General features: G+C 58.6%; 9 protein-coding genes and 1 riboswitch. Of the genes, 5 read left to right on the forward strand and 4 right to left on the reverse strand.

The features are described 5' to 3' along the window. Positions 1–4 precede the first annotated feature (4 nt). Both GKN89_RS20270 and GKN89_RS20275 read right to left on the reverse strand, forming a co-directional pair. The gene (locus tag GKN89_RS20270) at positions 5–1,453 is read right to left on the reverse strand and encodes a dihydrolipoyl dehydrogenase (RefSeq protein WP_154747634.1); all 1,449 of its coding nucleotides are present in this window, start codon (positions 1,451–1,453) and stop codon (positions 5–7) included. Positions 1,454–1,525: 72 nt separating this feature from the next. After that, positions 1,526–2,257 (reverse strand): glutathione peroxidase, encoded by a 732-nt coding sequence (locus GKN89_RS20275; protein ID WP_019452251.1) that lies wholly within the window; start codon positions 2,255–2,257, stop codon positions 1,526–1,528. Positions 2,258–2,408: 151 nt separating this feature from the next. Between GKN89_RS20275 and oxyR the strand changes: the two genes are divergently transcribed. After that, positions 2,409–3,326 (forward strand): DNA-binding transcriptional regulator OxyR, encoded by a 918-nt coding sequence (gene oxyR / locus GKN89_RS20280; RefSeq protein ID WP_015379402.1) that lies wholly within the window; start codon positions 2,409–2,411, stop codon positions 3,324–3,326. Here oxyR and sthA read toward each other — a convergent pair. After that, entirely contained in the window at positions 3,309–4,706 is a 1,398-nt protein-coding gene (gene sthA / locus GKN89_RS20285) for a Si-specific NAD(P)(+) transhydrogenase (RefSeq protein ID WP_004931047.1), read from the reverse strand. The two genes, oxyR and sthA, sit on opposite strands and share 18 nt — an antisense overlap. Before the next feature lie 218 nt (positions 4,707–4,924). Here sthA and fabR point away from each other — a divergent pair, with 218 nt between their 5' ends. Both fabR and GKN89_RS20295 read left to right on the forward strand, forming a co-directional pair. Further along, positions 4,925–5,557, forward strand: coding sequence for an HTH-type transcriptional repressor FabR (gene fabR, locus GKN89_RS20290; protein WP_019452253.1), 633 nt, complete (start codon positions 4,925–4,927; stop codon positions 5,555–5,557). A gap of 15 nt (positions 5,558–5,572) precedes the next feature. Further along, positions 5,573–5,944, forward strand: a complete 372-nt coding sequence (locus GKN89_RS20295) for a YijD family membrane protein (RefSeq protein ID WP_019452254.1) — start codon at positions 5,573–5,575, stop codon at positions 5,942–5,944. A gap of 33 nt (positions 5,945–5,977) precedes the next feature. Here the strand turns inward: GKN89_RS20295 and trmA are convergent, their stop codons facing one another. Beyond that, the gene (trmA, locus tag GKN89_RS20300; RefSeq protein ID WP_063918335.1) at positions 5,978–7,081 is read right to left on the reverse strand and encodes a tRNA (uridine(54)-C5)-methyltransferase TrmA; all 1,104 of its coding nucleotides are present in this window, start codon (positions 7,079–7,081) and stop codon (positions 5,978–5,980) included. 122 nt (positions 7,082–7,203) lie between these two features. Continuing rightward, positions 7,204–7,417, forward strand: a riboswitch (cobalamin riboswitch). 68 nt (positions 7,418–7,485) lie between these two features. Between trmA and btuB the strand changes: the two genes are divergently transcribed. Then, positions 7,486–9,363, forward strand: a complete 1,878-nt coding sequence (btuB, locus tag GKN89_RS20305; protein WP_019452256.1) for a TonB-dependent vitamin B12 receptor BtuB — start codon at positions 7,486–7,488, stop codon at positions 9,361–9,363. Next, positions 9,308–10,171, forward strand: a complete 864-nt coding sequence (murI, locus tag GKN89_RS20310; protein ID WP_025921004.1) for a glutamate racemase — start codon at positions 9,308–9,310, stop codon at positions 10,169–10,171. Before btuB ends, murI begins: the two co-directional genes overlap by 56 nt. Positions 10,172–10,234 lie beyond the last annotated feature (63 nt).

The raw sequence follows: 10,234 nt of genomic DNA on the forward strand, positions 1-10,234 counted from the left end.
CGGATTATTCGCCCGGACAGCGCTGGCAGCGCTCGATTTCGGTCGCGCCGAGTTTGAGCTTCGCCTGCAGGTCGCGCAGCGCGGTGCGCAAGCCTTCTTCGATCACCGGATGATAGAACGGCATGTCTAGCATCTGATCGACGGTCATTTGCTGCTGGTGCGCCCAGGCCAGCAGGTGCGCGATGTGCTCGGCGTCCGGGCCGATCATTTCCGCACCGAGGAAACGGCCGGTGCCTTGCTCGCCGTAAACGTGCAGAATGCCCTTGTTGCGCAGCATCACCCGTGAGCGCCCCTGATTCTCAAACGAGACTTTGCCCACTTCAAAGCAGCCGCAGGCGCTAAACTTCTCGCTCAGCTCGCGGAAGGTTGAGCCGACCATGGCGATCTGCGGATCGGAAAACACCACCGAAATCGCGCTGCGGCGCAGGCCCGGATTGATCTCCGGGAAACTGCCGGCGTTGGCGCCGGCGATACGCGCCTGATCGCTGGCTTCATGCAGCAGCGGCAGCTGATTGCTGGCGTCGCCGGCGATGAAGATATGCGGCACGCTGGTTTGCATCGTCAGGCGGTCGGCCAGCGGCACGCCTCGGGCGTCGAGCTGCAGGCCGGTGTTCTCGAGGCCCAGCCGATCGACATTGGGGCGGCGGCCGGTGGCGGCCAGCACGTAGTCCACCAGGATCTCTTGCGGTTGGCCCTGCAGATCCTGATAGCGGATAAATACTTTATCGCCCTCGCGCTGCATCATCTCTACCTTCACGTCGGCATCGAGATAGAACTCGTCCCCCAGCGCTTTGGCGGCGTAGTCGCGCACGGCGCTGTCGGTCAGCGGCCCGACGGCGCCACCGATGCCAAAGACCTTGGTGTCGACGCCGAGGCGGTGCAGCGCTTGCCCCAGTTCCAGCCCAATGACGCCGGGGCCGAATACCGCTACGGACTGCGGCAAATCATCCCAATTGAACAGATCGTCGTTGACGACCAGGCGGTCGCCCAGCTCGTTCCACGGCGCCGGCCAGCTGGGACGAGAACCGGTGGCGATCACGATGCGCTGTGCCACGATGCGTGTATGGTCATCGACCTGCAGCGTGTTGTCGTCGATAAAGCGGGCATAGCCCTGAATTTTGTCGGCGGCCGGGATCTCGTCCACGCCTTCCAGCACGAAGCCGACGAAGCGATCGCGTTCGCGCTTGACGCGATCCATCACCTCGCGCCCGTCGATGCGCGTCTTGCCGGTTGGATGCACGCCAAAACCAGGCGCACGTTCGATTTGATGCACCGCTTCGGCGGCGGCTATCAATAACTTGGATGGCATGCAGCCAACGCGCGCACAGGTGGTGCCGTAAGGCCCGCCTTCGATCATCACCACGCTGGGGGTAGACAGTTTGGCCGCGCGATAGGCGCCGAGCCCTGCGGTGCCGCCGCCGATGACCGCGACATCAACGTTCAACAGTTTCATATCCGCTCCTGAAAGGTAAAAAAAGGGCGGGCCGTAGCCCGCCAAAGTTCACGTTGGCTTTGTTATTACTTATTAAGCTGACAGGAAAGTTTCCAGATCGTCGCTGCCGCCGATGTGACGGCCGCCGATGAACACCTGCGGCACCGTGGCGCGGCCGCTGACGGCGCGCAGGCTGACGGTGGTGGCGTCTTTGCCTAGTACGATCTCTTCATACTGAATGCCGCGCTCTTGCAGCATCTGCTTGGCTTTGGCGCAGAACGGGCAGCCCGGTTTGGTGAACAGGGAGACCGATTCCTGCACTTTGAATTCCGGTGCCAGGTATTTCAGCATGGTATCGGCGTCGGACACTTCAAACGGGTCGCCCGGCTTGTTCGGTTCGACGAACATTTTCTCGACCACGCCGTCGCGCACCAGCATCGAGTAACGCCATGAACGCGGGCCAAAGCCCAGATCCGCTTTCTCGACCAGCATGTTCATGCCCTTGGTGAATTCACCGTTGCCGTCCGGCACGAAGGTGATGTTTTCTGCATGTTGGTCGGCTTTCCAGGCGTTCATCACGAAGGTGTCGTTCACCGAGACGCACAGAATGCCGTCGACGCCGTGCTGTTTGAACACGCTGGACAGCTCGTTGTAGCGCGGCAGATGGCTCGAAGAGCAGGTCGGCGTGAACGCGCCCGGCAGCGAGAATACGATAACGGTTTTGTTTTTGAACAGGTCATCAGTGGTCACATCAATCCATTGGTCGCCCTGACGGGTGTGGAAAGTAACCTGCGGAACTTTCTTGCCTTCTTGACTGGTAAACATTGATTAACCCCTTAATTAGGAAAAGTAATTTTTGGTATTTAGCGCAATATCGCTTCGTTGGGACACATTATTGTCGTTGGGGCTTGATAGATCTAATCGCTCATTGCTATCTTATCTATCGCCATGAGCTATCATGGATTGGAGGGAAACAATGAACATTCGTGATTTAGAGTATCTGGTCGCCTTGGCCGAGCACCGGCACTTCCGCCGCGCGGCCGATTCATGCCATGTGAGCCAGCCGACGCTCAGCGGGCAGATCCGCAAGCTGGAAGACGAGTTGGGCGTCATGCTGCTCGAACGCACCAGCCGCAAGGTGCTGTTCACCCAGGCGGGCCTGTTGCTGGTGGAGCAGGCGCGTACCGTGCTGCGCGAAGTGAAAGTGTTGAAGGAGATGGCCAGCCAACAGGGCGAAGCCATGTCCGGGCCGCTGCACATCGGCCTGATCCCGACCGTGGGGCCTTATCTGCTGCCGCAGATCATCCCGACGCTGCACAAAACTTTCCCGAAGCTGGAAATGTATCTGCACGAAGCGCAAACCCATCAACTGCTGGCGCAGCTCGACAGCGGCAAACTGGACTGCGCCATTCTGGCGCTGGTGAAGGAGACCGAGGCGTTTATCGAAGTGCCTCTGTTCGATGAACCGATGAAGCTGGCGGTGTATTCCGATCACCCTTGGGCGCAGCGTGAGCGCGTAGCGATGCCGGATTTGGCGGGTGAGAAACTGCTGATGCTGGAAGATGGCCACTGCCTGCGCGATCAGGCGATGGGCTTTTGCTTCCAGGCGGGCGCGGACGAAGATACCCACTTCCGCGCCACCAGTCTGGAAACGCTGCGTAACATGGTCGCGGCCGGCAGCGGCATTACCCTGCTGCCGTCACTGGCAGTGCCGCCGCAGCGCGAACGCGACGGCGTCTGCTATCTGGATTGCTACAAGCCTGAGCCGAAGCGCACCATCGCGCTGGTGTACCGCCCCGGTTCCCCACTGCGCAGCCGTTATGAGCAGTTGGCCGAGGCGATCCGCGAGCACATGCAGGGCTACATCGACAGCGCGTTAAAACAGGCGGTTTAAGCCGTTCAGCGCCGCCACCCGGTAGGCTTCGGCCATGGTCGGATAGTTGAAGGTCGTATTAACGAAATACTCGATAGTATTGCCTTCACCTTTCTGTTCCATGATCGCCTGGCCGATGTGGATGATCTCCGCCGCACGCTCGCCGAAGCAGTGGATCCCGAGGATCTGCAGGGTGTCGCGATGGAACAGGATCTTCAGGCTGCCGACGTTCATCCCGGCGATTTGCGCGCGCGCCAGATGCTTGAACTGGGCGCGGCCCACTTCATACGGCACCTTCATCGCCGTCAGTTCCTGCTCGGTTTTGCCGACGGAGCTGATTTCCGGAATGGTGTAGATGCCGGTCGGGATATCTTCGATAAGGTGACCGCTGGCTTCGCCGGACGCGATCGCCTGCGCGGCGATGCGGCCCTGATCGTAGGCGGCGGAAGCCAGGCTCGGATAGCCGATCACGTCACCGACCGCATAGATGTGCGACAGCGCGGTTTGGTACATGCTGTTCACCTTCAGCAACCCGCGGCTGTCCGACTCCAGGCCGACGTTCTCCAACCCCAGCGAATCGGTGTTGCCGGTGCGGCCGTTGGCGTACAGCAGGCAGTCCGCTTTCACCTTCTTGCCGGACTTCAGGTGCACGATCACGCCGTCTTCGGTGCCTTCGATCTTCTCGAACTCTTCGTTGTGGCGGATCACCACGCCGTTGTTCCAGAAGTGGTAAGAGAGCGAATCCGACATCTCCTGATCGAGGAACGCCAGCAGGCGATCGCGGGTGTTGATCAGATCGACCTTGACGTTCAGACCACGGAAGATAGACGCGTATTCGCAACCGATCACCCCGGCGCCGTAAATGATTACGTGGCGCGGTTCATGGCTCAGTTCGAGGATGGAATCGCTGTCGTAGATGCGCGGGTGATTGAAATCGACGCTGGCCGGGTGGTAAGGGCGCGAGCCGCAGGCGATCACGATGTGGTCGGCGCGGATGGTGTCCTGGGTGCCGTCCATGTAGCTGACGCTGACGGTGTTGGCGTCGATGAAGCGCGCGTCGCCCGCGAACAGCTTGCACTGGTTCCGCTCATAGAACCCTTGGCGCATGCGGGTCTGCTGGCTGATGACGTTATCGGCGTGGCGTAAAATGTCAGGGAAGGTCGCGCTAAGCGTGCGCGAATTGTTGTAGAGCGGGTTCTGGTTGAATTCGATAATGCGGCTGACGGCGTGGCGGAGGGCTTTGGAAGGGATGGTGCCCCAATGGGTACATCCGCCGCCTACGTTGTTGTACCGTTCGATAACGGCCACGCGGGCGCCCTGTTTCACCAGCCCCATGGCGGCACCTTCACCACCAGGGCCCGAGCCAATCACTATGGCATCAAATTGATAGTGCTGTTGCATGTAGGAGAGACCTGTTTTTTTATACAAGATTACAACGGTATCTTAACATCATAGCGCTGCTCACCCAATCACCATTAGGCTTTTTGAGTCAAAGCACAATCGGCTCAGGGCGGAAGTGTGATAGAGCGCGTTAGTATAAATGCTGTTGCAATAAAATTTGCTATATTGCCGGGTCTAGGGCGTTAGACTGAGAGAATGGAACCTATCTGGATATGCATATGGGCGTCAGAGCACAACAAAAAGAACGGACTCGTCGTTCCCTGATCGAAGCCGCTTTCAGCCAGCTGAGCGCCGAACGCAGTTTCGCCAGCCTGAGCCTGCGGGAAGTTTCACGTGAGGCGGGTATCGCGCCCACCTCGTTTTACCGCCATTTCCGCGATGTGGATGAGCTGGGGCTGACCATGGTGGACGAAAGCGGCCTGATGCTGCGCCAGTTGATGCGTCAGGCGCGCCAACGCATCGCCAAGGGTGGCAGCGTGATCCGCACCTCGGTGTCCACCTTTATGGAATTTATCGGCAACAACCCGAACGCCTTCCGCCTGCTGCTGCGCGAACGTTCCGGCACGTCGGCGGCATTCCGTGCGGCGGTGGCTCGCGAGATCCAGCATTTCATCGCCGAACTGGCGGACTACCTCGAGTTGGAAAACCACATGCCGCGCAGCTTCACCGAAGCGCAGGCGGAAGCGATGGTCACCATCGTGTTCAGCGCCGGCGCGGAAGCGCTGGATATCGACGCCGAGCAGCGGCTGCAGCTGGAAGAACGGCTGGTGCTGCAACTGCGGATGATCTCCAAAGGGGCGTATTACTGGTATCGTCGCGAACAAGAAAAAGCTTCTGTGTCCCACGTATAAAAAAGGTAAAAAATGATGGAAAAACCAGGCCGTGAAAATGGCACCTTACTGCTGGCGTTGATTGCCGGCCTTTCGATCAACGGTTCGTTTGCCGCGCTGTTCAGCTCGGTGGTGCCGTTTTCGATCTTCCCGCTGCTCGCGTTGGTGCTGGCCGTGTACTGTCTGCATCAGCGCTACCTGAACCGTGCCATGCCGGACGGCATGCCGAAGCTGGCGGCGGCCTGTTTCCTGCTGGGGCTGCTGCTGTACAGCGCCATCGTGCGCGCCGAATACCCGCAGATCGGCTCCAACTTCCTGCCGTCGGTTCTCTGCGTGGCGCTGGTGTTGTGGATCGGGGTCAAGCTGAAGGCGCGCAAGGCGCTGGATGCGCCGACTCAAGAATCGTAATGAAACGGGGCGCCATGTGGCGCCCCTGTCGTATCAGCGGTGCTTTTCCAGCAACACGCCGCATTCCATGTGATGGGTATACGGGAACTGATCGAACAGCGCCAGGCGGCTGACTCGGTGGGTAGTCTGCAGCGTTTCCAGGTTGGCGCACAGCGTTTCCGGGTTGCATGAGATATACAAAATGCGCGGGTAAGCCTGCACCATCTTCACCGTTTCATCGTCCAGCCCACTGCGCGGCGGATCGACGAAAATCGTCTCGCAGTTGTAGCCGCTCAGATCGATGCCTTTCAACCGGTTGAATTCGCGCACTCCGTTCATGGCCTGAGTGAAGTCTTCTGCCGCCATGCGGATGATTTGCACGTTGTCGATATGGTTGGCGGCGATGTTGTATTGCGCCGCCGCCACCGACGGCTTGGCGATCTCGGTCGCCAGCACGCGCTCGAAGTTGCGCGCCAGCGCCAGCGAGAAGTTGCCGTTGCCGCAATACAGCTCCAGCAAATCGCCTTTGGAGCCGGCGGTGACCGCCAGCGCCCATTCCAGCATCTGCACGTTCATGGCCGCGTTGGGCTGAGTGAAGCTGTTTTCCACCTGACGGTAGATCATGTCGCGGCCGGCAACCGGCAGCACTTCGTCAACATAATCCTGGTCGAGCATGATTTTGGTTTTCGACGCCCGACCGATCAGCTGCAGATCGAACCCTTGAGCGCGCAGATCGTCGCGCAGCTGCTCGGCGCGCCGTTGCCAAACCTCATCCAGCTTGCGGTGGTACAGCAGCGAGGCGATGATTTTGCCGCTTTGCGTCGACAGATAATCTATCTGGAACAGTTTGTGGCGCAGGATCGGCTCCGGTTTCAGCGCGGCGATCAGGGCGCTCATCAGACGGTTGATCAGTTCGCTGGCGGCCGGGAACCGATCGACGCGAATACGCTGCTTGGTCTGCTGATCGAACATGATGTGATACATGTCTTCCGCGTCGTGCCAGATGCGGAACTCGGCGCGCATGCGGTAGTGGTCGACTGGCGAGCGGAACACTTCCGGCTCGGGCGCCGCGAACGGTGACATCAACGTCTTCAGACGGGCGACTTTCTCCGCCAGTTGGTCATCGTAACGTTCAATAGGCAAATTCTCGGGCGTCATGTGTGTCTTCTCGTCAGGCAAATTTGATCAGCGGGGATTGTAGGGAATCAGCCCGTGAAGTCCAGTTTTGTCGCGTTTATTATTTGTAACATTAGTAGCAGTCTAGACATCTATTTTCATTGATCGTAGCATTGCCGTCCGGCCTCAAGCAGCGAGTGAAAAGGGAATCCGGTGTGAATCCGGAGCTGACGCGCAGCGGTAAGGGGAAGTCACGGCGATAGCGTTTCGACGCAGACACTGTCCACTGCAGGATGGGAAGTCATCGCCCGTTGCCGGTCGCGCCCCGCGGCCCGCAAATCCCAAGCCCGAAGACCTGCCGGTGTTACGTCGCAATGTCCGTGGCCGTCGCGAACTACCGGCCATGATCCTGCGGCATCCGCCAATTAAGTTTGGATGCTTTTCTCATGACAATTACAAAAAACACGCTGCTGGCGGTGGTCTCCTCCGTCACGGCTTTTTCTGGATGGGCGCAAGACAACACCACGGCCACGAATGGCGATAACCTGGTGGTGACCGCCAACCGCTTCCCGCAGCCGATTTCTTCCGTATTGGCGCCGACCTCCGTCGTCACCCGCAACGATATCGATCGCTGGCAGGCCAAGAGCCTGACCGACGTGATGCGCCGCTTGCCGGGGGTGGACATCGGCCAAAACGGTGGGTTGGGACAAAAGAGTTCACTATTCATTCGCGGCACCAACTCCAGCCATGTCTTGGTATTGATCGACGGCATCCGCCTTAATCAGGCGGGCGTCAGCGGCTCTTCCGACCTCAGCCAAATCCCGATTTCGCTGGTGCAGAAAGTCGAATACATTCGCGGTCCGCGCTCTGCGGTGTACGGTTCCGACGCCATCGGCGGCGTGGTCAACATTATTACTACCCGCGAAAAGAACGGCACTACGCTGGCTGCCGGCGTTGGCTCCAACGGCTATCAGTCCTATGATGCGTCGACGCAACAGCTGCTGGGCGACAGCACCGTGGCGACGGTGGCGGGGAACTACACCTATACCAAAGGGTATGATGTGGTGGCTGAAGGCAACACCAGCATTCCGCAGCCCGATCGCGATGGCTTCATGAGCAAATCGCTATACGGGGCGGTACAGCACCGGTTCAACGAGCAAATCAGCGGCTTTGTGCGTGGATATGGCTACGACAACCGTACGGGCTACGACGGCTTCTATTCTTACGATAAAAATTTCAATATCACCGGTCTGCCGGATACGCGCAAACTGTATAGTCAAACCTGGGACACCGGGTTGCGCTATCAGGAAGGAATTTACGCCACGCAGTTAGTGGGAAGCTACAGCCACAGCAAAGACTACAATTACGATCCGCGCAAAGGGCAGTATGCGATTTCCTCCAGCCTGGATGATTCAGAGCAATACAATCTGCAGTGGGGCAATACTTTCAAGGTGGCTCAAGGCACCGTCAGTGCGGGCGCCGACTGGCAGGATCAACAGATCAAACCAGGCACCGCGTCCGTCAGCCGCGAGAGAAGCCAGCGCAATACCGGCATCTATCTGACCGGGCAGCAACTGGTGGGGCCGGTGACGCTTGAGGCCGCAGCGCGCGGCGACGATAACTCTGAGTTCGGTTGGCACGGCACGTGGCAAACCAGCGCAGCCTGGGAGTTCATCGAAGGATACCGTTTCATCGCTTCCTATGGCACCGCGTTTAAAGCGCCAAACATGAACCAGCTGTTTAGTACCACTTATGGCAACAGCAACTTGAAGCCGGAAGAAAGCAAACAGTGGGAAGGCGGCTTCGAAGGTTTGACCGGGCCGGTGACCTGGCGCGTTTCCGGCTACCGCAATGACATCGATAACCTGATTGACAGCGATCCGGTGAGTTACCGTTATTACAATATCGGTAAGGCGACCATTAAGGGTGTAGAGGCCACCGCTTCTTTTGAAACCGGTCCGTTGACGCATCAGATTGGTTACGATTATGTCGACCCGCGCAATGCTAAAACCAATGAAGTGCTGCTGCGCCGCGCGAAACAACAGGTGAAGTATGAGCTGGATTGGCAGCTGTACGACTTTGACTGGGCGGTGACCTATCAATACCTGGGTGAGCGCTATGACAAGGATTATGGCGTTTATCCAAGCCCGACGGTTAAACTCGGCGGCGTGAGCCTGTGGGATCTCGCAGTTTCGTATCCGGTCACATCTCATCTGACAGTTCGTGGTAGAATTGCCAACCTGTTTGATAAAGATTATGAGACGGCCTATGGCTACGCTACTCCAGGAAGAGAATACTACCTCACTGGAAGCTATACCTTCTAACAGCACCGCCACACCTCGCCCGACGGTGCTGGTTTTCGATTCCGGCGTCGGCGGGTTGTCGGTATATCAGGAGATTCGGCAGTTGCTGCCGGATCTCCACTATATATACGCTTTCGACAACGTGGCGTTCCCCTACGGCGAGAAGTCCGAAGAGTTTATCGTTGAGCGCGTGCTGGAGATAGTTGGCGCGGTGCAGCAGCGTCATCCTCTGGCGATTGTCGTCATTGCCTGCAACACCGCCAGCACTGTTTCCTTGCCGGCCCTGCGCGAGCGTTTCAGCTTCCCGGTCGTGGGCGTGGTGCCCGCCATCAAACCGGCCGCCCGTCTTACCGTTAACGGCATTGTCGGCCTGTTGGCGACCCGCGGCACCGTACAGCGCAGCTACACCCACGAACTGATTTCCCGTTTTGCCACCGACTGCAAGATTGAACTGTTGGGTTCTTCGGAGCTGGTGGAGCTGGCGGAAGCCAAGCTGCACGGCGAAGCCGTGCCGCTGCCGGTGCTGAAGAAGATCCTGCATCCGTGGCTGAGCATGCGTGAGCCGCCGGATACCGTCGTGCTGGGCTGCACCCATTTCCCTCTGTTAGCGGAAGAGCTGATGCAGGTGTTGCCGGAAGGCACCCGGCTGGTGGATTCCGGTGCGGCGATAGCCCGCCGTACCGCCTGGCTCATCTCGACGCAGGAAAATCTGGTTTCGAGCCAGGAAGAGAATCTGGCGTATTGCATGGCGTTAAATGAAGATACTGACGCTTTATTGCCCGTTTTGCAGGGCTACGGCTTTAAATCGTTGAAAAAACTGCCGCTTTAACGGCGTTTTGGTCAAACATTCAACGGTCGGAAAAAATATTGAAATTAGGGGTTGCGGCCCGCC

This window comes from Serratia sp. YC16 (assembly GCF_009707615.1).
Taxonomy (GTDB): Bacteria; Pseudomonadota; Gammaproteobacteria; order Enterobacterales; family Enterobacteriaceae; genus Serratia; species Serratia surfactantfaciens.

Coding starts and splice junctions, on each gene's coding strand:
- GKN89_RS20270 (WP_154747634.1), bottom strand. CDS start 1,453: ATGAAACTGTTGAACGTTGATGTCGCGGTCATCGGCGGCGGCACCGCA.
- GKN89_RS20275 (WP_019452251.1), bottom strand. CDS start 2,257: ATGTTTACCAGTCAAGAAGGCAAGAAAGTTCCGCAGGTTACTTTCCAC.
- oxyR (WP_015379402.1), top strand. CDS start 2,409: ATGAACATTCGTGATTTAGAGTATCTGGTCGCCTTGGCCGAGCACCGG.
- sthA (WP_004931047.1), bottom strand. CDS start 4,706: ATGCAACAGCACTATCAATTTGATGCCATAGTGATTGGCTCGGGCCCT.
- fabR (WP_019452253.1), top strand. CDS start 4,925: ATGGGCGTCAGAGCACAACAAAAAGAACGGACTCGTCGTTCCCTGATC.
- GKN89_RS20295 (WP_019452254.1), top strand. CDS start 5,573: ATGGAAAAACCAGGCCGTGAAAATGGCACCTTACTGCTGGCGTTGATT.
- trmA (WP_063918335.1), bottom strand. CDS start 7,081: ATGACGCCCGAGAATTTGCCTATTGAACGTTACGATGACCAACTGGCG.
- btuB (WP_019452256.1), top strand. CDS start 7,486: ATGACAATTACAAAAAACACGCTGCTGGCGGTGGTCTCCTCCGTCACG.
- murI (WP_025921004.1), top strand. CDS start 9,308: ATGGCTACGCTACTCCAGGAAGAGAATACTACCTCACTGGAAGCTATA.